Annotated in this window: 23 protein-coding genes and 1 rRNA gene; 3 read left to right on the forward strand and 21 right to left on the reverse strand. The window is 55.0% G+C overall.

Annotation, left to right across the window (positions count from 1 at the left end):
- Positions 1–96: ribosomal RNA gene (locus CJ260_RS08355) — 16S ribosomal RNA — on the reverse strand; the annotation flags it as partial.
- 501 nt (positions 97–597) lie between these two features.
- Between CJ260_RS08355 and CJ260_RS08360 the strand changes: the two genes are divergently transcribed.
- Genes CJ260_RS08360 through CJ260_RS08370 form a run of 3 tightly spaced genes read left to right on the forward strand, consistent with a single transcriptional unit; the run spans position 598 to position 2829 of the window.
- Complete coding sequence (locus CJ260_RS08360; protein ID WP_095629874.1) at positions 598–1383, forward strand: basic amino acid ABC transporter substrate-binding protein; 786 nt, start codon at positions 598–600, stop codon at positions 1381–1383.
- Between the two features lie 5 nt (positions 1384–1388).
- Positions 1389–2024, forward strand: coding sequence for an HAD family hydrolase (locus CJ260_RS08365; RefSeq protein ID WP_087478247.1), 636 nt, complete (start codon positions 1389–1391; stop codon positions 2022–2024).
- A gap of 25 nt (positions 2025–2049) precedes the next feature.
- Positions 2050–2829 (forward strand): basic amino acid ABC transporter substrate-binding protein, encoded by a 780-nt coding sequence (locus tag CJ260_RS08370; RefSeq protein WP_087478246.1) that lies wholly within the window; start codon positions 2050–2052, stop codon positions 2827–2829.
- Positions 2830–2896: 67 nt separating this feature from the next.
- On the opposite strand, the gene CJ260_RS08375 is transcribed toward CJ260_RS08370, so the two are convergent.
- From CJ260_RS08375 to CJ260_RS12990, 20 genes are all read right to left on the reverse strand, one after another.
- Positions 2897–4030, reverse strand: coding sequence for a hypothetical protein (locus CJ260_RS08375; protein WP_095629875.1), 1134 nt, complete (start codon positions 4028–4030; stop codon positions 2897–2899).
- An 8-nt stretch (positions 4031–4038) separates the two neighbouring features.
- Entirely contained in the window at positions 4039–4956 is a 918-nt protein-coding gene (gene whiA, locus CJ260_RS08380; protein ID WP_087478244.1) for a DNA-binding protein WhiA, read from the reverse strand.
- Between the two features lie 14 nt (positions 4957–4970).
- A complete protein-coding gene (yvcK, locus tag CJ260_RS08385) occupies positions 4971–6329 on the reverse strand; it encodes a YvcK family protein (protein ID WP_095629876.1) in 1359 nt (452 codons plus the stop codon).
- A 15-nt stretch (positions 6330–6344) separates the two neighbouring features.
- Complete coding sequence (gene rapZ, locus CJ260_RS08390; RefSeq protein ID WP_087478242.1) at positions 6345–7247, reverse strand: RNase adapter RapZ; 903 nt, start codon at positions 7245–7247, stop codon at positions 6345–6347.
- A gap of 14 nt (positions 7248–7261) precedes the next feature.
- The gene (locus CJ260_RS08395; RefSeq protein ID WP_095629877.1) at positions 7262–8074 is read right to left on the reverse strand and encodes a Cof-type HAD-IIB family hydrolase; all 813 of its coding nucleotides are present in this window, start codon (positions 8072–8074) and stop codon (positions 7262–7264) included.
- Entirely contained in the window at positions 8071–8463 is a 393-nt protein-coding gene (locus tag CJ260_RS08400) for a hypothetical protein (protein ID WP_095629878.1), read from the reverse strand. The genes CJ260_RS08395 and CJ260_RS08400 overlap by 4 nt, the downstream gene beginning before the upstream one ends.
- 84 nt (positions 8464–8547) lie before the next feature.
- Positions 8548–9066, reverse strand: a complete 519-nt coding sequence (locus CJ260_RS08405; RefSeq protein WP_198947432.1) for a DivIVA domain-containing protein — start codon at positions 9064–9066, stop codon at positions 8548–8550.
- A 45-nt stretch (positions 9067–9111) separates the two neighbouring features.
- Positions 9112–9897, reverse strand: coding sequence for an RNA-binding protein (locus CJ260_RS08410; protein WP_087478238.1), 786 nt, complete (start codon positions 9895–9897; stop codon positions 9112–9114).
- 19 nt (positions 9898–9916) lie between these two features.
- A complete protein-coding gene (locus CJ260_RS08415; protein WP_095629879.1) occupies positions 9917–10402 on the reverse strand; it encodes a cell division protein SepF in 486 nt (161 codons plus the stop codon).
- A gap of 12 nt (positions 10403–10414) precedes the next feature.
- On the reverse strand, positions 10415–11098 hold the full coding sequence (locus CJ260_RS08420) for a YggS family pyridoxal phosphate-dependent enzyme (protein WP_087478236.1): 684 nt from the start codon (positions 11096–11098) through the stop codon (positions 10415–10417).
- 163 nt (positions 11099–11261) lie between these two features.
- The gene (locus CJ260_RS08425) at positions 11262–12065 is read right to left on the reverse strand and encodes a polyphenol oxidase family protein (RefSeq protein ID WP_095629880.1); all 804 of its coding nucleotides are present in this window, start codon (positions 12063–12065) and stop codon (positions 11262–11264) included.
- The gene (locus CJ260_RS08430) at positions 12046–13794 is read right to left on the reverse strand and encodes a radical SAM protein (RefSeq protein ID WP_095629881.1); all 1749 of its coding nucleotides are present in this window, start codon (positions 13792–13794) and stop codon (positions 12046–12048) included. Before CJ260_RS08430 ends, CJ260_RS08425 begins: the two co-directional genes overlap by 20 nt.
- 25 nt (positions 13795–13819) lie before the next feature.
- Positions 13820–15430 (reverse strand): FAD-binding protein, encoded by a 1611-nt coding sequence (locus CJ260_RS08435; RefSeq protein WP_095629882.1) that lies wholly within the window; start codon positions 15428–15430, stop codon positions 13820–13822.
- An 8-nt stretch (positions 15431–15438) separates the two neighbouring features.
- A complete protein-coding gene (locus tag CJ260_RS08440; protein WP_233127932.1) occupies positions 15439–16122 on the reverse strand; it encodes a 2Fe-2S iron-sulfur cluster-binding protein in 684 nt (227 codons plus the stop codon).
- Positions 16119–16247 carry a hypothetical protein gene (locus tag CJ260_RS13330; protein ID WP_255378483.1) on the reverse strand — a complete coding sequence of 43 codons (129 nt, stop codon included), beginning with the start codon at positions 16245–16247 and terminating at the stop codon, positions 16119–16121. Before CJ260_RS13330 ends, CJ260_RS08440 begins: the two co-directional genes overlap by 4 nt.
- A 96-nt stretch (positions 16248–16343) precedes the next feature.
- Entirely contained in the window at positions 16344–19778 is a 3435-nt protein-coding gene (locus CJ260_RS08445; protein ID WP_095629883.1) for a pyruvate carboxylase, read from the reverse strand.
- 237 nt (positions 19779–20015) lie between these two features.
- On the reverse strand, positions 20016–20798 hold the full coding sequence (gene phnX, locus CJ260_RS08450) for a phosphonoacetaldehyde hydrolase (RefSeq protein WP_095629884.1): 783 nt from the start codon (positions 20796–20798) through the stop codon (positions 20016–20018).
- Between the two features lie 4 nt (positions 20799–20802).
- Entirely contained in the window at positions 20803–21903 is a 1101-nt protein-coding gene (phnW, locus tag CJ260_RS08455) for a 2-aminoethylphosphonate--pyruvate transaminase (RefSeq protein ID WP_095629885.1), read from the reverse strand.
- A gap of 25 nt (positions 21904–21928) precedes the next feature.
- Positions 21929–22924: an extracellular solute-binding protein gene (locus CJ260_RS12985; RefSeq protein WP_087478229.1), complete on the reverse strand. Its 996-nt coding sequence runs from the start codon at positions 22922–22924 to the stop codon at positions 21929–21931.
- Between the two features lie 42 nt (positions 22925–22966).
- Positions 22967–24679: an ABC transporter permease subunit gene (locus CJ260_RS12990; protein ID WP_198947433.1), complete on the reverse strand. Its 1713-nt coding sequence runs from the start codon at positions 24677–24679 to the stop codon at positions 22967–22969.
- Positions 24680–24687: the final 8 nt, after the last annotated feature.

Here is a 24687-nt window from a genome sequence, read left to right on the forward strand (position 1 = left end):
CATAGGAAGCAAGCTTCCCATGTCCTCCCGTTCGACTTGCATGTGTTAAGCACGCCGCCAGCGTTCGTCCTGAGCCAGGATCAAACTCTCCATGATATGTGAAAAGCTGATTGCTCGTTCTTACTTATTATTGGTATTACCTGTTTTGAAATCTTATTGCTAAGACCTCGCACTCTGGCGTATTGTTTCGTATCACACTGTTCAGTTTTCAAAGGCCATGCCGTCTCGCGACGACTTGTATATCTTACCAGACTCGCCCGGGCTTGTCAAGTACTTTTTTTTTGAAGTTCTTTTGACAATTCCCAAACAATTACGTTTTGTAATTTCTGGCTTGCCTCAACGGCTTTTATATTATAAGCTTTATCTCTTTACTTTGTCAAGAGAAATTTACAAAGAGATATGCATCACCCGTACCGTCCCCCGTTTCGTTCCGCAGCCATTGCATTAACTTTCGGATATATAAAGGGTATTATGCAGCGCGCAACTTAATTTCACAACTTTTCTTCTTCATTCTGGTAAATTCATGCATTATATAGTATAATTTATAAAAGCAATATATGATATAGACATACAGTCGCATCAATAGGAGATGGTAACATGATGAAGAAACAGCTTATGTTGGCTGCCGCGGCATTGACGGCTACGGCATGTATCGCCGGCTGCGGTTCGTCGGACAACGCCGGCGCCGCGAAGGAAAACGCCACGTTTATCGTCGGCATGGAACCGACCTTCCCGCCTTTTGAATTTACGGAAAACGACAAATACGTCGGCTTCGATCTGGATTTAGCTCAGGCCCTCTGCGATAAGATGGGCGTAAAGATGGAAGTCAAGAGCATGGGCTTCGACGCCTTGATCCCGGCCCTGAAGAGCGGCCAAATCGACATGATCGCTTCCGGCATGGACGCGACACCCGAACGGGCCAAACAGGTCGCCTTCACTACGCCCTATTTCTTTGACGGCTATTCCGTCGTCGTCCGCAAAGACAACACGACGATCAACGGCTTCGACGACTTGAAAGGCAAGGTCGTCGGTGCTCAGGTCGGCACGAAGCCCGTCGATATTGCCCAGGAACACGGCGCGGCAACGGTTAAGCAGTACGACGCCAACAGCCAGGGCTGGATGGAATTGAACAGCGGCACCTGCGACGCCGTCGTCATCAATACCTCCGTCGCGTTGTTCTACCTAAAACAAGGCGGCGACAAGGACTTGAAAGTCGTCGGCGAATCGGAAGTTCTCAACGACGGCCTGGCGATGGCCATCAGCAAAGAAAAGCCGGAACAGCTTGAAAAGGTCAACAAGGCCCTTGCCGATATCAAGGCCGACGGCACCTATGCTCAAATTTATAAAAAATGGTTTGGCGTAGAACCGCCTGCAGATAAATAATTTCTATGTACACGACGTATATTTTTGATTTTGATTATACGCTGGCAAATTCGGAGCAGGGCATCGTCATGTGCTTTGAAATGCTGTTTGCCGACGAGGGGTACGGCCCCGTTCCGCGCGAAGACATTTGCCGGACTATCGGCATGACGATGTACGACGCCATGGCCCGGCTGACGGGCGAAACGAATCCGGAGCGAATCGAAGAGCTCATCTACCTGTATAAAGTCCGCTATTCCGACTATTACATGGTAGATAATACGCATTTGTACCCGCAGACAGTGCCTATGCTGCGCCGCTTGAAGGCCAAGGGGGCGCGCTGCTGCATCGTGTCGTCCAAGACCCGGTCGCGCATCAATCAGACCATTGAAAAGGAACATCTGGAATCGCTCGTCGACTGCGTCATCGGCATGGAAGATGTCAGCGAGGCCAAGCCGTCTCCCGAAGGGATTCAGCAGATTCAGCGGCGCTTCAATCTCGCGCCGTCCGACATCTTATACGTCGGTGACAGCCTTATCGACGCCGAAACGGCCCTTCGCGCCGGCGTCGATTTCGCCGCCGTGACGACGGGCACGACCGGCGCTTCCGCCTTTGCCAGTCTGCCTCACGTTCAAATCATGCAGGATTTAAGCGAACTTGCGTAATTTTACTTTGTAAGGGGTGTTCAACATGAACAAAAAATATCTTTCCATACTCGCCGCCTCTGTCGCCGCGGTGTCTCTCTTCACCGGCTGCGGCAGCGATTCGGCGGACAATAAAGGCGCCGCCAGCCAAGAAAAAGTGCTCATCGTCGGCACGGAACCGACCTTCCCGCCTTTTGAATTTACCGAAGACGGCAAGGACGTAGGCTTCGACATCGACCTCCTCCAGGCTATCAGCGATAAAATCGGCTACAAGATGGAAGTCAAAAATCTCGGCTTCGACGCCTTGATCCCGGCCTTGAAGAGCGGCCAGATCGACCTCATCGCCGCCGGCATGGACGCAACGGAGGAACGGAAGAAGCAAGTTGATTTTACCGACGTATACTTCAGCGGCGGCTATACCGTCGTCGTCCGCAAGGACAACACGGATATTACGGGCTACGAAAGCTTGGCCGGCAAGACCGTCGGCGCCCAGGTCGGCTCTCGGGCGGCCTTCTACGCCAAGGAACACGGCGCAACGGTCAAAGAATTCGACACGAACAGCCAGGGCTGGATGGAACTGGAAGCCGGCACGTGCGACGCCGTATCGATCGACAGCGCTGTCGCCATGTATTACTTAAAACAGGGCGGCGACAAGAGCCTGAAGCTCGTCGGCGATTTGATCAAGGACCGCAACGTCGCCATGGCCGTCAGCAAAGAAAAACCCGAATTGCGTGAAAAGGTAAACAACGCATTGAAGGAATTGAAAGCCGACGGCACGTACGCCAAATTATACAAAAAATGGTTCGGCACAGAACCTGCGCTTTAATAGAAACGGCCGCAAGGCAACAAAAAACTCCCTTTCGGGAGTTTTTTTTGTTATCTGCACCGCATTGCTATGCATCTGTTTTTGCTTCTCCGGCAATAGACCGCAAATCCTCATCAGGAACTATGATGAAGCGCACCGGCAAGTTTGCCGCCCCCGGCGGCATAAACCGAATGTTCATATCCGTTCCGGCCTTAAAGGTATCGACGTACTGCATGCTGTACACGTCCTCCTTGCCAATGCTGAGGGCATGGGGAGGAAGCTCGACGATTTTCCGTACCTCGTCCTTTTTTCCCTGATTATACGTGACTTCCATTACGCCGGCATATTCACCGCCCTGGGGATTAAAGTACAAATGCAGGTCTCCCTTCCCCTTCGTGCGCAGTCCGATACGATATTCAACGCCGTAATTTCCCACGTTGACAGACAGGCGGTTGTCCATGACGTCCCGCCCCACTAAATACCGGTCGTCTTCGCCGCCGACCTTGATATAGGCCGGACCGTCTTTCGGGGCGTAGGAAAACAAGGCATCCCACTCCCGATCCTTGCCAGTAAACGTACCGCGCAGCTTAACGGAATCGCTGGGCAGGTATATCTGCTTCTGCACGAACGCAATGGGGTCTTCTTCCGACGGCACCATGATTGTCGACACATACATGGGCGACGGAAGCTCTACGTCGACAATGCCGGAAAAGAGCTGACCCCGCCAAATGACGACGTGGTCCAGCCGTTCGCCCAGCAGCGCATACCCATGGGCCGGGACGCTCACCGTATGGATCGTCTCGTCGCCTTCATAATACATCATCGACAATGTCTTCCCGACGCTGTAAATAGACGAGCTGGGCCGGGCGTACTGGCATCCTTTGACGACGGCGTCGACAGGCTCGTCCGCCGGGTTATAGGCCATGACGACGACATTGCACGTCTCCCAGCTCTGGTTCATGTGATAAAAATAGACCCGGCAATCGCCGCTTACCTTGTCGCCGTATAAAATCCCCGGCCGCTCCGGATATTCCGGGCTGTCGGAAAAAATCAGCGTCCCCGTGTCGACGGGGTCTTTCATTGCAATATGCTTCATGGGAAAGCGCACGACTTTCCCCATCACCGCCGGATCGGCCGGGTCGGCCGCGCCTGCAGAACCCCACAAGGCACCGGCCATCAGCAGTCCCGCCGCGACGGCTCGATATAGTTTCTTTACATTCATCCTATCTCTCATTCCTCAATTTGCTTTGCCATATCGGAAATCTTTCGAAACCGGTGGGCAAGGCCTGATTTCGTCAAGCCCGACAACGTCGCCAGCTCACTCATGGACGCTTCGGGATGACTCATGCGCAGCTCCGCCGCTTCCTGCAGCTTAGGCGTCAGGCGCAGGTACAAGCCCGAAGCCTGAAGCTTTTCGATATCTCTGCGCTGGCGTATGGCCGCATCGACGGTTTTCTGCAAATTTGCCGTTTCGCAGTTGACGACGCGGTTGACGTTGTTGCGCATTTCCTTGACGATACGGACGCTTTCAAATTTCATATAGGCCTGGTCAGCCCCAATGAGCTGCAAAAAGGCTGACACGCCGTTTCCCTCTTTTATATACACGAGATAATCGCCCTTGCGGTCGGTCATCTTGGCCGGCAGGTGAAACCGGCACATAATTTTAAGCAGCTTCTGGGCAAAGGATTCGTTTCCTGTCAAAAGCTCCAGATGGTAATCTCCCTTAGGCTGGTTGACGGAGCCTCCTCCCATGAAAGCGCCCCGCAGAAAGGCCCGCTGGCAGGCTGGATTTTTCAAATCAATAGCTGAAAATTCCTTGTCTTTCGGGAACAGCGACAGCTGCTGCAGCGTTTTCGTGCTGGCAAAGGACGGCGGAACGCGCAGTATATAATAATTTTTCTTGCGCAGCCGAAGGCCCTGGCGCACGCGCACTTCCGGACGAACGGCAAAGGATTCCATCCACATCTTCAGGGCCTTTCGGGCTACGGCGTTGTTCGACGTGCTGAATTCGATGCCCACATGCCCGCGGGAGCCAAGCATCAGGGACCCGCCCATGCACAGCAGAGCCGCCAATTCGGCATAGCGGCAGGCGGCGTTTTCCGGCTTGCAGTGAGCAATCTCATTTTTAACCTGTTCAGCAAAGGACATAGGGTATGCCTCCTCTAGCGGCGTCTTAAATTGCGCTTCAACTCATACCGCTTCAAATAATAGTGGAGCAGCTCCGGCGACAGGTCGGTCCGCAAGGCGTTGATCAAATCGAAGAGAACATTCGCCAGTTTTTTCGGATCGTGGGTTCCGCCTTTTTCAGCGTTTACCAAATCGGCGGACAGCAACGTCGCGCCCAAGTCTCCGACGCGCCGCTTGTCTATGACGACGGGCTGGGAGCCTGCGTCGGCATACCGCTGCAGCACAGCCGTGTCAATATCGCCGCTGTTGGCGATGACGAAATCGACGATTTCCTGGCCGGCATGCTGGTTAATGGCCTTGACGTGATCCGACACGGTGTAGCCGTCCGTTTCCCCGGGCTGGGTCATGACGTTGCAGATATAAATCTTCTTGGCTTTGCTGTCCCGCACGGCCGCCGCTATATCGGGCACGCACAGATTCGGCATAATGCTGGTATACAGGCTTCCCGGCCCCAGCACGATGACGTCGGCTTCCTGAATCGCCTCGATGGCAGACTGAATCGCCTTAGGCTGTTCAGGCGTCGTAAACACCCGTTTGATTTTGCCGTGGGCGTGGGGAATCTGCGATTCGCCGCAAATGACCCGGCCGTCGGTCATCTCCGCGTTCAGCTGTATTTTTTCCGCCGACGCAGGAATGACCTTGCCGCGGACCTTCAAAACCTTGCTCGTCGCGTCCATAGCCTCCTCTACGTCGCCGAGAACTTCGATCAAGGCGGCGATAAATAAATTACCGAAGCTGTGACCCGTCAAATTGCCGGAGCCGCCGAAGCGATGGGCAAAGAGCTTTTCCATCAGCCCTTCCTTATCGGCCAGGGCGACCAGGCAGTTCCGCAAATCGCCGGGAGCGATGATATCCAAATCCTGCCGTATGCGGCCCGTAGAGCCGCCGTCGTCGGCTACAGTAACGACGGCCGTCAGATTATACGTCTTGGTCTTCAGCCCTCGCAGCATGACCGACAGCCCCGTGCCGCCGCCGATGACGACGACCTTCGGCCCCTTGGCCAGCTGCAGATTAGCCAAGATTAAATCGCTGATGTTTTCCGACTCATTGGGCATGACGACGCCCAGCATCGTCCGGATGAGCCGGCGCGTCGCCCATCCCATGAGGAAAAGGCCCGACACGATGACGAGGATGCCGATCGTCGCCAGCACCGTATAGTTGTAATGGCCGGTCATTTCGTACAGCAGGCGGAACATCCACTCTTCAACCTGCCCCAGCCATTGGTAGTTAAAGGTCAGGACCAGGCCGAAGCTGGTCGCCATCATTCCCAAGCCGAAAAGAAACAGCCATCGCTTGATATGCAGTCCCGGATGCAGCCATTTAAAAAAGCGCATACTCCGACACCTCCATTACATTCCTTCGTAGCCCGGCGCGTCTTCTTCTACGTCGTTTTTATACAGATCCCGATGCTCGATGGATACGTCTACGCCCGTTTCTTTCAAGTGCTTGTACAAGGCCTCGGCCATGCAGACGCTGCGGTGCATGCCGCCGGTGCAGCCGACGGCGATGACCAGCTGGCTCTTTCCCTCCCGTTCGTAGTTGGGCAGCAGGAAATCGATCATGTCAAACCATTTTTCCTTGAAGGTCGCCGATATGGGAAAGCTTTCTACGTACTCGCGAACGGCAGGAACGCGGCCTGATTTATTCCGATATTCTTCGATGTAAAAGGGATTAGGCAAAAAACGGACGTCTTCGACAATGTCGGCATCGATGGGCATGCCGTGCTTAAATCCGAAGGATACGACCGTAACGTTCATGCCCTTCCGTCCCTCGCTGATGGCGTATTTCTTCACCAGCAGTTCTTTAAGCTGCTTCGGCTTCAAATTCGTCGTATCGATGATGAAATCAGCGTGCTTCCGCAGCGATTCCAGACGCTTCCGTTCTTCTGCAATCCCCTGGCTCAGCCGGCTGTGCGGCGCCAGCGGGTGCAGGCGGCGCGTTTCCTTGTAGCGGCGTACGAGGGTCTGGTCCGATGCTTCGATAAATACGATTTCATACGAAACGCCCTGAGCTTTCAATTCTTTCAGCGACTGGCTCATGGCGTCGAAAAACTCTCCGCCCCGTATATCGGCGATGAGGGCCACGTGACGGACTCGTTCGCCGCCCTTCATGCATAGTTCGGCAAACTTGGGAATGAGGACGGGAGGAATATTATCAATGCAGAAATAGCCCATATCTTCCAATGCCTGTACGGCCTGGCTTTTTCCGGCGCCAGACATGCCGGTTACGATGATCAGATGGAATTGGTCCATAAGAGCCTCCTTGTCTACAAAACGAACTTCTCAATCACCTTGGCGACGCCGTCATCGTCGTTGCCGGCCGTGACGTAGTCCACGACGTCCTTTACGGCCGGCGAGGCGTTGTCCATGGCGACGGCAAAGCCCGCCTCTTTCAGCATATCGACGTCGTTCGGCGAATCGCCGACGGCCATAATCTGTTCGACAGGCACCTGGAACAGCTCGCCCAGGCGATGCAGGCCGATGCCCTTATTCACGCCCTTCGGCATGATTTCCAAAAACGTCGGGTCGGAGAACAAAATAGTAAACCGGCCCGGCATGGCCTCTTCGATGATATCCCTGCGCCGTACCAGCTCTTCGTGCTCGCCGCGGCTCAGCAGCTTATTGGGCGCTCCCTGGGGCGTATAAAAATTGTCGCCGCAGACGACGGACCGGCAATGGGTAATGCGCTCGTAGTCCTGAATCCATTCGTCATATTCGGCTACGCGCAGCACGTCGTCGATGTAGGTCTGCATCTGCCAGCCCATCCGTTTTGTCAGGGCCAGCAGTTCCGCCGCGTCCTGCACGTCAATGGCCTGTTCAAACAGCTTCCGTTTCGATTCGACCGTCTGGATCAGCCCGCCGGCATAGAGCACCATCGGAATATCTCCCAGGCCCAGCAGCTTGCCGTAGGGACTGGCCGTCGCATACATGCGGCCCGTGGCGATGGCCACGACGACGCCGCGCGAGCAAGCTTCCTGAATCGCGCTGAGAGTCCGCGGCGATACGGAAGAATCGCTGCGCAGCAGCGTGCCGTCCAAATCGAGGGCAATCATTCGTATCTCTGATTTCGGCGTATTCATTGTACGTCTCCTTTCTTCCACTCGAAGGGCTGTCCGCCCGTCGACGGCGCCAGCTGGGACGGATATACGCCGGCCAGAGCCAAATCATCGGCAAAGGCCTCGGCCAGCCGGTCTATTTTCTTCTGCTGTTCTTCCGTCGCCTGATTCCGGTTGCGCAGGGCCGCTTCTACCATGGGCACCATTTCAAACCGGGTCAGGGGATAGGACGGCGAAAATTTCGACAGGTCGGCATCGGTCAGGCCGTCCTTCGTCAAATCATATACGTACTGATATTCCCAGGAGTTTCGTTCCATCGCGTCAAAGGGATTGGGCGCGTAGGGATTATAGGCTCCCGCGCCGCCGGTCAGCAGCACGGCGGCGGCTATGAACAGCAAGGCAATTCGCTTCATTCTTCCATACCTCCATAAAATAAATATACTCCCTGCCGGGTCTAACTGCGTCGTCATACCTGAAAGAGAGCATATTTGTTCCTATTATTCTTCTGCTTTTGCGTCTTCCGCAGGCGGTTCTTCCACCGGCTTAACCGCTGCGTCGTCATCTTTTTTGCTGTCTAAGGCCATATCGTCCAGCAGCCGCAGCTGGCTGGTCAAAATAGCCCGGCACTTTTCACGGAACGCCCGGGTCTGGGCGACTACCTTGTCTAATTCCTGCTGCGAAGACTGCAGGCTCATCGTCGTTTCGTTCAGCATCTGCTTTTTCTTATTCGACGCTTCCTGCAGGATGAGTTCTGCTTCCTTGCGGGCCGTAACTTTGACGTTTTCCGCCGTCTGCTGGGCGAGCATCAGAGTGCTGTTCATCGTCGATTCCATCTTTTCATACTGCGTCAGCTTGTCCTGCAGCTTGTCACACCGTTCTTTCAGCTCGCAATATTCGCGATAGACCTTTTCATAGTCGGCGGCAATGCTTTCCATAAAAGCGTCTACATCTTCTTCACTATATCCGCGGAATCCCCGTTTGAATTCTTTATTATGAATATCCATTGGTGTCAGCATGACGAAATTCCTCCTTGAATCAGATCTACTACAACCCAATACGCCTTACATATAGCGCTTCAGCAGCACGCCGATGCGCCCCTTGCGGGACGTCCCCGTAATCTGCGCCAGTTCCATACGGCCCTTACCGCGCAGGGAGATGACGTCGCCTTCCTGCACGTCCTGAGACGGCCCCTTTGCCGGCTGCCAGTTTACCTGCACGCGGTCGCCCTTAATCGCTTCAGCCGCCTTCGTACGGGAAATGCCGAATCCCGACGACGCGACGGCATCCAGCCGCAGGGACGCTACAGTCGTCTTGATTTCCTTTACCTTTTCCTGCCGCGGCGCAATATCGCTCAGCGGCATTTCTTCGACCGTTACAGACACCATGGCCACCTTGGTGAAGTTCTGCTTCAAATACTGCAGCAGCGCCGTATCGGCCAGAATGACCGCGCCGTCGTCCTGCATGATGATGTCGCCGAAGCGTTCGCGGCCAATGCCCAGTCCCATAAGGGAGCCCAGCACGTCGCGATGGCTGAGAAGGCGGTAGCGGGAATCCCATTTGACGCGGCAGGCCGTCAGGTTAAAATCCACCGGGCCGTCGTAATCGGCGCTGACAAAGGCCAGCTTTACCCGTTCCGCCCCTTGATAGCCGCCGAAGGTACGCAGTACCAGCGCCGGCGCATGAGCCTGAATCGTTTCGCCGATCTGCACCGCGCCGGGCGAAACGAATTCGCTGACGGCATAGGGACGGCCCTTGGCGGCGCTGTCGGCCAAATCGATCAGCCGGGCCGCCAGTTCCCCGTTATCCGTGCCTTGGTAATACCGAATAATTCTATCTCTGTTTTTCACAAAAATCCCTCGTTATGTCTTACTTCTGCGGCGTGTCATCGCCGTTATTCCAGGCCAGCTGCGCCGCGCTGAAATCGCCGTAGTCGTGCTTGCTTCTGTCGACGGTCACATTGCTCGGGACGCACAGGAAAATATCCTTGCCGACCTTCTGGATGTTGCCGTCGAGAGCGTACGTCGCGCCGCTGATGAAGTCTACGACGCGCTTCGACACGTCGGGAGCCGTCGATTCGAAGTTGATGACCACGGGCTTGCGTTCCCGCAGGAAATCGGCGATGCTCTGCGAATCGTCAAAGGTTTCCGGTTCGACGATCATCATTTTCAGGGGCTGCGCCGGCTGTGCGCCGTATCCTAAGGCAGGACGATGGGGCGCAGCGACAGAGCGGCGGTTCTGCCGTTCTTCCACAACGTCTTCTTCGTCTTCGAATTCATCCGTTTCGAAATCGTCTTCGTCGTTTACTCCGCTAATAGAATTCGTAACCTTATTCCAAACATCTTTCAATCCCATGTCATATCCTCCTTAGTAATTACGCGCGCCGAAGATAGCCGTGCCTACGCGGACTACGTTCGCGCCTTCTTCAATTGCTATTTCAAAATCATGGGTCATGCCCATAGACAGATACTGAACCTGGCCTTCAGGGAATTTGAGCTTCATGTCGTCGTACAGCGCACGAGCGATACGGAAGATAGGACGGACGTCCTCTACCTGCTCAAAATTCGGCGCGATGCACATCAGCCCCCGCACGCGGACGTTAGGGAGCTCGCCGGCCAATCGGCACAGGGCGGGAAACTCTTCCACTTCCATGCCGAACTTCGTTTCTTCCCGGGCCACGTTGACCTGCAGCAAAATATCCTGAACCTTGCCGATCTTTCCGGCTTCCTTGTCGACAGCCCGCAGCAAATGCTCCGAGTCGACGGAATGAATCAAATCAAAGTGTTCGACAGCGTGCTTGGCCTTATTGGTCTGCAAGTGACCGATCAGATGCCACGTCAATCCATTATCGGGAAATTCCTTCTGTTTCTGCAGAGCTTCCTGCACACGGTTTTCACCTACGTCGGTAATACCGGCTGCGGCCGCTTCTTTCATGAATTCGACCGGGTGGTTCTTCGTCACGGCGACCAGCGTAATCGCATCGGTTCTCCCGACGCGGGCGGCTGCTGCGGAAATCCGCTGCCGTACGGCCTCAATATTATCCTTAATCAAGCGTAATCCCTCCGTAGCGCCCATAGTTTCAGTAGGGTACATGACTTACTTCATAAAACATTACACTGTTTCTATTATATATATTTAACGCTGCAAATGCTAGTAATTTTTATAAAAAATTCTCACTCCGTCCATTCGTCTTCGTCAGCCGTCCCCGCTTCCCTTACAGAACGGCGAAGGCCGCCATGCGGCCCGTACAGCCGAAGTCCCGCCGGTAGGAAAAAAATCGTTCCTCCTCCTCGTATACGCACGAAGGAGAAATATCTATATGGCCCGGCAAAAGTCCCGCATCTGTCAGCAGCTGCCGCGCGGTCTGCTTCAAATCGATCGTCCGCCGGGCTCCGCGGCCGATGCAGCAGGCATAGGCAGGCCCCATGCGTTCTACGGCCTGGGCGAAGCCTTCGCTGATTTCGACATGGTCCGCGCTGGCGCAGGGGCCGACGTAGGCGTACAGGTCGGCGGGAATAGAACCGTATACCAGCTCCATGGCCAGGACCATTTTCGCAGGCAGCCTCGTCGTCGTTTCCCGCAGGCCGGCCCGTCCGACAGCGCAGGCATGATGGGCCGGATCGAACAGGATGACAGGAGCGCTGTCTGCAGTAAAAACGGCCAGGGGCAGGCCGGCGCAGTTTGTCATCAAGGCGTCTGTATGAGCCAGCTCCGTATGGACGCTGCCGGCGCCGCAGCCGGCTTCGGCAGGGCCGACAGCGACGATGTGGCCTTCGCCGGTCTGGCTGCACGTCGTCAGCTTCGTCAAATCCATGCCGACGGCCTGACACAAGCGGCGGCGGTTTTCCAGCACATGCAGCGCGGCGTCCCCAGTCTGAAACGACAGGTTCAGCGATTCATAGGCCCCCTGGCTCACGCCGCCGCAGCGGCCCGTCGCGCCGTGACGCAGGCCGGCCTGCCGCAGCAGACGGCTCTGTTCCCAACCGAGGCCATCGCGGCTAATCCATTCCGTCGCCATCGCCGCCTCCGCATACGTGACACCGCCGGCAGCCGTCGAAGCACGGTATGGTAAACGCGCCCTTGCGAGCCAGCTCCAGCTCTCTCACCAGGTAGTTCGCATCTAAACCCATATCCAGCACGCTCCACGGCAATACGGCGTCTACAGGCCGCTCCGTATACAGGAAATCCTGTACATCGAAGCGGAGCTCTTTCACGGCCCGCTTCCAGCCCTTTACGCCGCCGTATTGATGGGCCAGGGCCAGCAATTGGCCGACTCTCCGGTCGCCGCGGGCCAGCACGCCCTGAATATAGCATTGCCGCAGCGGCTCGGCCAATATTTCGATTTGCTTATCCTTGTCCAAGGTCTTCTTTATATAAGCCAGCCGTTTTTCGACGGTCTTCTGGTCAGTCATGGCCATCCACTGGAAGGGCGTACATGGCTTAGGAATAAAGGGATTGATGCTCAGAGTAATCTTTCCCTTATTGCCGATAGAAGCCATATGAGCCTGCACGCGCCTGGTCATCGTCACGATGCCTTCGATATCCTCGTCTGTTTCCATTGGAAGGCCGATCATGATGTACATGCGGACGTGGCGGATGCCGGCAGCCGTCGCCAAGTCGATGGAATGGAGCAGGTGCTCTTCCGTAATCCCTTTATTGATGATGTCGCGCATGTGGGTGCTGCCCGCTTCCGGCGCCAGGGTAATCGTCTTTTGGCCGCTTTCGGCCAGCCCCTTAACGATGGCCGGCGTAATCGAATCGGCCCGCAGGGAGGCGCAGGAAAACGCCAGCCCCTGGCTGCGGATAAATTCGACGAGCTCGTCGATATAGGGATAGTCCGATATGGCTGCGCCCATGAGGCCGATTTTCTTGCCCAGACGCTTGCCCCTCAGCACGGCTTCCTTCACGTACTCCAAAGGCCGTACGCGGGGCCGCCGGTAGCAGTAGCCGGCCATGCAGAACCGGCAGTGCCGGCCGCAGCCGCGGGCGATTTCAATGAGGTACATCGCTCCGAATTCCGTATGGGGCGTCGCCACGACCGTTTCTCCCGGCCCGGTAAGCTCCCGCCACTGCCGCCGTACCGACGCCGGCGCGCCGTCTTCCGGGACGATGGCCCGCAAACGGCCGTCCCCGTCGTATTCGTGACGATACAGGGACGGCACGTATACGCCGGGCACCTTCGCCAGCCGCCGCAGCAGCGCCTGCCGGCTTTCCCCAGCCTCGCGGCCCGCCGTGTAGGCGTCTAAAAAAGAATGGATCAGCCCTTCGCCTTCTCCGATCAGACAGACGTCGACAAAAGGAGACAAGGGTTCGGGATTAAAAAACGCTACGGGGCCGCCCATGACGACGAGAGGGTCCATTTCCTCCCGATCCGCAGCCAGCACGGGCACGCGGCCCTGCTCCAGTATAACTGGAATATTAAAATAATCCATTTCAAAGCTGACGGATAAGCCGATGATTTCAAAATCACAGAGAGGCCGGCCGTTTTCCAGGGTCAGCAAAGGAGATCGCTCTTTGGCGTACAAGGCGGCCAATTCTTTATCGGGAAGGAAGGCCCGTTCGCACAGCCAGTCGGCCCGTTCGTTCACTTCGCGATAAATGATCTGCATTCCCAGGTTGCTCATGGCGACTTCATACGTGTTGGGGTAGCAAAGGGCCATAGCCCGCCGCGTGCCGAAGGGATACTTGTAATATCCCGTCTCGTCAGCCAGGCGCTCGGCTAATTTCCGTTCAATCTGCCAGCTCATGACATGCTCCTTTCTCTCATCGCCGTCATCCTCTCGTACCGCGGTTATGGGTATAGTTCGGCAGCAGCTTCGGCGACGGCGTCCCGTTTTTCACGTGGGCCGCCTCCCGCTCTTCTTCAAAGCGCTGCACGTGCGCTACCGTCAGCGCCCCCAGAGACGCCGTCCGGCTGTAGGCCGCCGCTTCCCTGCCGGCAATGCGCCCGAAGACGATGATGTCGAGGAGGCTGTTGCCCATCAGCCGGTTCGTCCCGTGAATGCCGCCGACGTCTTCCCCTGCTGCATACAGGCCGGGAATCTTCGTCGCGCTGCGCTCGTCGATGCAGATGCCGCCGTTTTGATAATGAAGGGTAGGATATACTAAAATAGGCTGCTTGCGGATATCGATGCCGAACCGCTCGTACATATGAATCATCGCCGGCAGCCGCCGCTCCATCGTCCCTTCGCCGTGAATCATATCTACCATTGGCGTATCGAGCCACAGCGCAGGCCCGTGAAGGGCATGGACGCCTTTATGGCGGGCCAGGCATTCGCGGATAATCGACGCCGCTACGACGTCGCGCGTCTCCAGCGGATGCAGGAAGGCTTCGCCGTCCTTGTTGACCAGCATCGCGCCGAGGGAACGGACCTTTTCCGTCACCAGGGCGCCGTAAATCTGCGGCGGATAAGCGGCTCCCGTCGGATGATACTGTATCGCGTCGGCGTATACCAGAGGCACGCCGGCCCGATAGGCCAGCACCAGCCCGTCTGCCGTCGAGCCGTAGTGATTGGACGTAGGAAATCCCTGATAGTGCAGCCGCCCGGCGCCGCCCGTGGCGATGATGACGCTTTTCGCCCGGACGACATGGTATTCCTGCGTATCGAAATCATACAATACGGCTCCGGCCGCTTTGCCTTCTTCATCTAAGATGAGCTCTACAGCCGGCGAATATTCCAGAACTTCTACGCCTTCGTCGCGCACCTCGTCGCGGAGGACCCGCATGATTTCGGCTCCCGTATAGTCGCCGCAGGCATGCATCCGCTTGCGCGACGTGCCGCCGCCGTGAGTCGTGACCATCGTGCCGTCGTCGTATTTATCAAACATGACGCCCAGGCCGCCTAGCCATTGGATCGCCGCAGGCCCCTGCATGACGAGGCATTTCAGCAGTTCCGGCACATTTTTGAAATGCCCGCCGCCCAGAGCGTCTAAATAGTGGATAGCCGGCGAATCGTTTTCCTTATCGGCCGCCTGAATGCCGCCTTCAGCCATGCCCGTGTTGGCGTCGCCGAGACGCAGCTTCGTCGCCAGCAGGACGGACGCGCCGTGCTGGCGCGCTTCAATAGCCGCCGCGGCCCCGGCGCCCCCGCCTCCGATGATGAGGACGTCCGTATCGTGCTCGATATGGCTCAAGTCAAAGTCCGCGCCGAGAAGGCGGCTCTTTCCCTCCAGAACCGCCGCCAGCTCGCTGGGCACCTTATCGCCTGTATTGGGGCCGACCATCAAAATAGAAAAATCCTTATGGCTGTAATCGGGATGATAATTCCGCAGCAGCTCCTGCTTTTCCTGAGCCGTATACCGGCGCAGCTCCGCATACAGGCGCTCGTTCCGCGTAGCGTCTACGCAGGCCTGCGACGCCAGCATTTCTTCTGTATATTTCATGGTGCCGCCTACCTTTCCATGTCCCGTGCTTCATACAGCCGGTGAATTTCTTTATCGGACAAATGCATAAAACGTTCCAGTTCCTCATCGTACAGCCCAGCCTCAATATCCTGAACCCGCTTATCCAGGTGGGCGCTTTTTTTCGCGATATACCGGCCCGTCAGGCGGCGAACCATGAGGCTGACTGCGCTGTGGCTGATCTTTACCGGGCAGCGGGAGGCGCAGATATCGCAGGCGACGCAGCAGAAGGATTCTTCGGCGCAGCCTTCGTAATCGCCGCGCTGGGCCAAGGCGATGTACTTCATGACGTTGATGCCCTGGGGGCAGCTCTTCGTACAGGCGTTGCAATGAATGCAGTTGTAGATTTCCGGGTAAAACTGCCCTACGACGTTGCCGGCCAGGGGCAGATTGTTGATATCGTAATCCTTTTTATTGATGGGAAAGGATTCCAGGCGTCCAACGCACATCCCCTCTTCTACCTTCGTCTGACAGGCTAGGGCGGAATACAGCTTCGTCTCGCCCTGAATGCGGTACACGACGGCGCAGGCTCCGCAGAACCCGCTGCGGCATCCGCAGCCCCGCACGAGGCGGAAGCCGGCGTACTCCATGGCCCGCATGATCGTTAAATCATCAGGCACAGTGCATCGTTTTCCCAATATATACAGGGTAACCATATGATGTTTCGTAGTCATATATGCTCCTTTTCTTTTAATGCAACCAGCTCTGCCGCTTCCTGCGGCATGAGGTGTGTTTCATTATACCATACTTCGGCCGCCTGCAACAAAATCGATTTTCCCCTGCCTGCCGCAGCTTTCATGCCGCAACCATAGAGGCACTCCGTCTAAAGGAAACGCCAAGCACGGAATGCATGCTTGGCGTTTTTTTCCTGCCTGTTCAGCAGGTACATATTCTATTAGGCTAATACTTCCAGGAGGCAGTCGCCGCTGATGATGGCCTGTCCCTTGGTGACGTAGATTTCGCCGATAGTGCCGTCGATAGGAGACGTAATGGTCGTTTCCATCTTCATGGCTTCCGTTACGACGAGGTCGTCGCCTTTCTTGACCTTCTGGCCCGGCGATACGAGGACGTTGACGACGGAGCCGGACAAGGTCGCGCCGATATCGCCTACCTTAGACGGGTCGGCTTTGCGTCTCGTCACGGTCTTCATGTCGACGCTCTTATCCTGTACCTGGATTTCACGTTCGACGCCGTTGAACATGAACGTAATGGTACGCATGCCGCTTTCGTCGGGGTCGCTGATGTTGATCATCGTGATGACCAAATCCTTGCCCTTTTCGATTTCAACGTGGATTTCTTCATTTTTCTTCATGCCGAAGAAGAAGGTCGGCGTATCCAATACGCTTACGTCGCCGTACAGCTTGATATTTTCATTGTAATCCTTAAATACCTTTTCGTACTGGCAGTATGCGTTGATATCTTCGTCTTCGTGCTTGTAGCCTGCGCCGGCCAGTTTCTTGCGGACGGCTTCGAAGTCGACGGGAGCCAGGCTCTTGCCCGGACGTTCCGTCAACGGCTTGCGGCCCTTCAAGATGATGGACTGCAGTTTTTCCGGGAAGCCCTGATAGGGGATGCCCAGACGGCCTTCGAAGAATTCTACGACGGACTGGGGGAAGTTGAGGATATCGCCTTTTTCGTAGATATCCTTTTCCGTCAGGCCGTTCTGTACCATGAACAGCGTCATGTCGCCGACGACTTTAGACGACGGCGTTACCTTGACGATATCGCCGAACATCATGTTAACGTCGTGGTACATCTTCTTGATGTCGTTCCATTTTTCGCCGAGGCCGACGGCTTTCGCCTGCTGACGGAGGTTGGAGAACTGTCCGCCAGGCATTTCATGCTGGTATACTTCCGTGTTGGGGAACGGTTCGGCCTTGTCTACGCCCTTGTAATACGGACGTACCGTCGCCCAGTAACGGGACATTTCTTCCATGGCGTCGATGTCCAGATTGGGCTGGCGGTCGGTGCCGCTCAACGCATAGTACAGCGTGTTCATGCTCGGCTGGCTCGTGCCGCCGGCAAAGGACGAGTAGGCTGCGTCTACGATATCGACGTTGGCAGCCACGGCGCGGCTCAAGGTCGCAATGCCGTTGCCCGAGCCGTCGTGCGTATGGAGGTGGATCGGCAGGTCGACCGTTTCTTTCAGAGCCGAAACGAGGCGGTATGCCGCTTCCGGCTTGAGCAGGCCGGCCATATCCTTGATGGCGATGATGTTGGCGCCGGCGTTCTGCAGTTCCTTCGCCATGTTGACGTAGTACGCCAGGTCGTATTTCGTGCGGGAGCTGTCGAGGATATCGCCGGTGTAGCATAAGGCGACTTCGGCGATCTTGCCCGTTTCGCGGACGGCCTGAATCGTGCCGTACATGTTGTCCAGGCTGTTGAGGCTATCGAAAATACGGAATACGTCGATACCATTCTTAGCCGACAATTCGACGAAGTTTTTGACGACGTTATCCGGATAGCTTGTATAGCCTACGGCGTTTGCACCGCGAATAAGCATCTGAAGCAAAATGTTCGGCGCTTTTTCACGCATCTGGCGGAGGCGTTCCCACGGATCTTCATAGAGGAAGCGATAGGCAACGTCGAAGGTCGCGCCGCCCCAGCATTCGTAGGAGAAGAACTGCGGCAGCTTCTTGGATGCCGTTTCGAGGACGCGGAGCATATCGATGGTGCGGACGCGGGTAGCCATCAGGGACTGATGGGCGTCACGCATCGTCGTATCCGTAACCAAAACTTTTTTCTGGTCGAGAATCCACTTGGAGAATTTTTCCGGCCCCATGGAATCGAAAATCTGCTTCGTGCCGGCCGGATACTCACCTGCTGCAGCTGTCGGCATTTCCAATCGTTCGAATTCCGGTTTTTCCTGGCGGCCCGTGCCGGCGTAGCCGTTGATCGTCGTGTCGCCGATGTATTTCAGCAGCTTCGTGCCGCGGTCCTGTACGACGGGCAGGTTAAACAGTTCCGGATGGTTGTCAATGAAGTTGACATTGTACGAACCGTCTACGAATTCCGGCGATTTCAGCACGTTGATGAGGAAGCCGATGTTCGTCTTAACGCCGCGGATACGGAATTCTTTCAGCGTACGCAGCATTTTCTGCACAGCCCCTTCATGGGTCAGCGCATATGTCGTAGCCTTAACGAGAAGGGAATCATAGTACGGCGTAATAATCGCGCCGGTATACGCATTGCCGCTGTCGAGACGGACGCCGAAGCCGCCGCCGCTGCGGTATACCATAATTTTGCCCGAATCCGGCATAAAGTTGTTCATCGGGTCTTCTGTCGTAATACGGCACTGGATGGCGTTGCCCTGGCAATGAATCGATTCCTGCGACGGAATGGCAATTTCCTTGCTGTCCAGCGCATAGCCTTCGGCCACTTTTATCTGGGTCTGTACAATATCGATACCCGTGATCATTTCCGTGACAGTATGTTCTACCTGTACGCGGGGGTTAACTTCGATAAAGTAGAATTTTTCATCAGGTGTAACAAGGAATTCGACCGTGCCGGCATTGACATAGTTGACGTTCTTCATGAGCTTGATCGCCGCGTCGCAAATGTCCTTGCGGAGCTTTTCCGACAGGGAAAAGGCCGGGGCGATTTCGACAACCTTCTGATGACGGCGCTGAATAGAGCAGTCCCGTTCGAATAAATGGATGACGTTGCCGTGTTCGTCGCCCATAATCTGAACTTCGATGTGCTTCGGGTTAACGATGCATTTTTCCAAATAAATTTCGTCGTTGCCGAATGCCAATTTAGCTTCTGACCTTGCCCGGTCATAGGCTTCGCGCAAATCAACCATGCGGTTGACCATGCGCATGCCGCGGCCGCCGCCGCCGTTGACGGCTTTGAGCATGATGGGGAAGCCTTCTTCGCGGGCGAATTTTTCGACTTCTTCATAATTCATAACCGGGCCGTCGCTGCCGGGAATATACTGGATGCCCGCTTTTTTAGCCTGAATACGGGCATTGATTTTATCGCCGAACATGATGAGATGTTCGACCTTAGGCCCAATGAAAATAATGCCTTCTTCTTCGCAGCGCTTTGCCAAATCGGCATTTTCGGACAAGAAGCCGTACCCCGGATGGATAGCGTCTACGTCGTGTTCATGGGCAATGCGGATAATATCTTCAATATCTAAATATGCATCTACCGGTTTCTTACCTTCCCCAACCAGATAGGATTCGTCTGCACGGAAACGGTGCAGCGACAGCGAATCTTCTTTGGAGTAAATAGCTACGGTGCGGATTCCCAGCTCGTTGCAGGCACGGAATACGCGGATAGCGATTTCCCCACGGTTGGCCACTAAAACCGAACGAATTTTTCTCATGAAAATACCCTCCTGAGTAATGATTTACAGTACATAACAATGAATGATAGGTATATTACCTTTTCTTTTCACTGTAGTTTTAATTATAACAAAATAGGAAAACATTACAAGAGAAGGAATCGTTATATACGGAATAAATACTGTATACAAAATAAGAACTGCCGAGTTATCCCCGAATCCTTCCGAAAATGATAAAAAGCCCGCCGCACATTGCTGCGCGGCAGGCAGGGAGAGGCGTTACCGATGCTGAATCGCTTCGACGACAGCTGGTAATTCTGTAATATCCTGAATCACGTAGTCTGCGCCGGCTCCTTCAAATACGGCCCGCACGTCCTGACGCTTCTGCGTTTTTTCTTCTTCGCTCAAGGCGTTGAACTGGTCTTCGTTCAGTCCCATGACGGAACTGCCGTCGATAATGCCGACGGACCAGACGCCGGCGGCCTTGCCCTCTTTAATATCCGACACGGTATCGCCGACCTTGACGACGCAGCGCACGTCCGACAAACCCAGCTTCATCATGTTTTTAAAGATCATATAGGGATACGGGCGTCCCTTGCCGTCCGTCGAATCAGGGGAAAACCAGCAGTCCGGCTCATAGCCCTGGTCCGCCGCGGCTTTGACGACGATGTCCATCATGACGTCCGTATATCCCGTCGTCGAGCCGATGGCCAGCCCCATAGCCCGAAGCTTGGCTACCGTCTCGATGACGCCGGGCTTTACCTTCGAATAATTGGCGAGCGTCGACAACAGCTCCGGTTCAAAATGGCTGTAAACTTTTTCTACGTCTTCTTCCGCCCAAGCGCTGCCGTTTGCGTCTTTCCAGGCTTCGCCGATGCGGTACATGGACAGCATCGTGCGGATGTGGTCGCGCTTGAGCATCCCCATGGGCTTTCTCGTTTCTTCTTCCGTAACGGTTACGCCGTTGGCGGCAAAGCTGTCCATAAAGGCCCGGACAGGAGCCATGCAGCCGAAGTCGACTGTCGTGCCTGCCCAGTCAAAGATAATTCCTTCTATTTTCATCGTCTTACTTCAATCCCTTCATATAATCTGTGAAAATCTGCAGAATTTTCTGTACGTCTTCGTCGTAAATTTCGCCGATATTGCCGAGGCGGAACGTATCCTGGGCCGTCAGCTTGCCCGGATAGATGACGTATCCCCGTTCTTTCAGGAAGGCGTACATATCCTGGAAGTCGAAGGACATGGTTTCCGGGTACAGGAAGGTCGTAATGATCGGCCCCTGCACGTCCTTGTCGATATACGCCGTAAAGCCCAGGGCTTCCATCCCTTCGCGAAGGGCGGCGTTCGTGCGGGCGTACCGTTCGTGACGGGCCGCAATCCCTCCTTCGGCGCGCAGTTCTTCCAGCGCCTTGCGGAAAGCCGCGACGACGTGTGTCGGCGACGTGAAGCGCCATTTGCCGCCGTCCTTTTCCATCGTTTCCCACTGGGCGTATACGTCGAGGGACAGGCTGCGGGCCGTGCCCTTCGTTTCCTTCAAATCAGCTTCCTTGGCAATGATGAAGGAGAAGCCCGGCACGCCCTGGATGCACTTGTTGGCACTGCTGATGAGGTACGTAATCCCCAGAGCCGGCACGTCGATATCGACACCGCCGAAGCTGCTCATAGCGTCGACGATGAATTTCTTGCCGTACTTCTTCGCCACTTCGCCGACGGCGGCAATATCGTTGAGAATGCCCGTCGTCGTCTCGCTGTGGACCATGGAAATATGGGTAATGGCCGGGTCGGCTTTTAAGGCTTCTTCAATAGCGTCCGCCTGGGGAATCGTATCGTACGCCGTTTCAACGACAGCGTAGGGAAGGCGGTGATAGCGGCAGATTTCCGCCATGCGCTTGCTGTACGCGCCGTTTACGGCGATGAGAATCTTGTCCGTATCCTTGACGATGCTGGACAAGACGGCTTCTACGCCGAAGGTGCCGCTGCCCTGCATGAGCACCGTCGTATAGCCCGATTCCGCATGGGCCAGGCGGAGGAGCTCCGCCCGGATTTCCTGGGTCATGTTCTTATAGTCGTTGTCCCAGGTGCACAAGTCGACGAGCATTTCTTCTTTTACCGTTTCCGTCGTCGTAAGCGGCCCCGGAGTGAGCAATTTATATTTGTTTTTATCCATAATTCGTTACCTGCTTTCTCTTCGATTATCCTTTAATGAGCTGCTGATGCTTTTTCAAGAGGTCTACAGTCAGCGCTTCCTTATACTGCTTCGGATAGGCCGGTTCGAAGGTCTTGTCTACGGTTTCGCCTTCATACAGGGCCATGGGGTAGAATTTGAGCAGTTCCTGGCGGCTGTTCTTGACGATGCATTCGGCCATCTTCATAGCCAGCTCTTTCTTCTTGCTGTCGGCCTTATTGATAACGGCTACGCCTTCGGTGAGGAAGAAGTTGCCTTCCGTCGGGTCGACGACTTTAATGGGCAAGCCTTTCTGTTCTTCCATCAGGCCCTGATGACGGAGGCCGAAGCCGACGGCCACTTCGCCGGCCTTAACTTTTTTGAGGGGGCCGGAACCGGATTTTTCCATGTGCGGGCCGGCGTTGGCTTCGAGCTGTTTCAAGATAGCTGCGCCTTCCTGTTCGCCGTAAGCGTCGAACACGGCCTGGGCCAGCAGCCAGGATGTAGACGAGCCCATGATATCAGGCAGGGAAATCTTATCTTTATATACGGGGTTGGTCAAGTCTTTAATGGATTTCGGCATGGGGAGATTTTCCTTCTGCAATACTTCCGTATTGACGAAGATGGCGCCGAACTGGCCTGTCGTCGGCTTGTAATACGACGGCGTTTCCTGCAAGGTCTTGGCGTCGAAGGTCAAGTCGGCAAACATCTTGTTTTCCTTCTGGGCCGAATCGATATAATAGGTGCTCATAGTAATCAAGTCGGCTTCGATATTCGTGCCTTCGGCCATGAGCTTACCGCCTAATTCAGACGTGCCGAAGGCCTGCATGACATATTTTCCTTCAAAGCCGTTGCTGTCCAAGGCATGCTTGAAGGCGTCCTGCGCTTCCGGGTCGGCGTTGGTATAGATGACGACTTGTTCGTCTGCCGACGCGCTGTCTCCGCTGCTGCCGCAGCCGGCAAATCCGGCGGCCATAGTCACGGCCAAACATCCGGCGATTAAATACTTGTACCATTTTTTCATGATGCAAATCCTCCTCGTAGTAGCTTATACATATTGTGATTTTTATATGCGTTCCGGCAAATCTTCCAGGCCGGCGTTCTGCCGTTTGGCCTCTTTGCCGAAAATGCTTTGGAATTTCTGCTTGACATGGAGCACGATATCGTCATGGCTCGACAGATAATCGAAGATAACCTTGACGATAATATTCGTCAGGAAAATGAGCAGGGACAACACAAATACTTCGTCGTATTTTTCAAAATACTGGGCTTGGGTGATCTTCGTCGTCATGACCATCGTGCGGGCGCCGGTGACGAAGATAATGGCGCTGATCGTGACCATAGCCTGAATGAAGATATAGCTGAGCATCTGGAACACCGTCGACATCGTGTTGGGAATGATGACCCGGAAAATCGTCTTCAGCCACGAATCGCCCATCAGGGCCCCCGTCGTTTCCCAAGACATGTTGATCTTAGACAGGGAGGCCTGAATCATGAGGTACGGCGTCGTAAATTCGCGGACCGAATTCAGCAGGATAATGATGATGAAGGTGTTCTGAATCGGCGAGCCCGTAAAGGCAAACAAGAAAGCCACGCCGAGGACCATGCCGGGAACGGTATTCGTCACCATGGCGCAGGCGTCCATGAGCATCTTGCAGACGCCGGGAAGCTGGGAACGGGCGTTGACCAGGGCGGCCATGTAGGCCAGGACCGTGCCGATGACGGCCGTGGCGGCGGCTACCATGACGGAGTTCGTATACACCGTTTCAATGGACCGGTCGCTCAAAATGCGCTGCAGCGTTTCCGTCGTAAAGACGACCTGATAGGGCCAGCTCTTGATAAAGGGCACGATGAACATGATGGCGAAAATAGCGAAGATCGCGGCGATCACGACGACATACACGGCGGCGAAGAAGCCGTCGCGCACTTTATCGTCGGCCAGCTCAAAGGTACTGATCTTGTTGTAGCGGAAGTTGAAGCGTTCTGTAAACCGCAGGAGCCACACGGCAACGATGGACGGAATCAGCATGATGACGGCAATAGCCGAACCGGACTGGAAATCGGGCACGGCGCCCATCATGACCATGTACAGCTGCGTTGCCACGACAGTGTACTGCCCGCCGATGGACGCGGGAATACCAAAGTCCGTAAAGGACAAGAAGAAAGACAAAATAAAGGCCGCAGCAATCGTCCCAATCATAGGACGCACGCTCGTAATATAGAACGTGCGCAGCGGGCTGTCGCCCATAATCTGCGATACGATGATGAAATGTTTGTCTACGTACTTAAAGGCGTTGTACAGCAAAACAAAGGCTGGCGGCAGCGTGTAGATAACGTAGGAAATGAGCAATCCCCAAAATCCATAAATGGAAAAGAGCTGGTGCCCGATAATCTGAGTAATTAACCCCTGTTTGCCCAAGGAATAAATGACGGCAAACCCATAGGTTAAGGTCGGCAGAAACATGGGAAGGATGATGAGAATCTGTACGACAGATTTAAATTTCTCAGGAAGCTTCGTATAATGAAGGCCATAAGCCAATACAAAGGCCAGCACGACTGTGATGAAGGCTTCCAGTCCCGATACAGCAAAGCTGTTGCGCAGGGACAGTAAAAATTCCTCATTGTTCAGCACGGCCAGATAATTTTCCAATCCGACGCCGCCGGAAGCCTGCAAGAAGGACTTGCTGAGCAAGATAGCCAGGGGACAGCAAACGGCGCCTAAAAAGACGACGCATATAAGCCCGAATATAAACTTTAACTCTATTCGTTCTTTTTCCATGACCTTCT

This window comes from Megasphaera sp. ASD88 (assembly GCF_002287425.1).
In the GTDB taxonomy this organism is placed as follows: Bacteria; Bacillota; Negativicutes; order Veillonellales; family Megasphaeraceae; genus Megasphaera; species Megasphaera stantonii.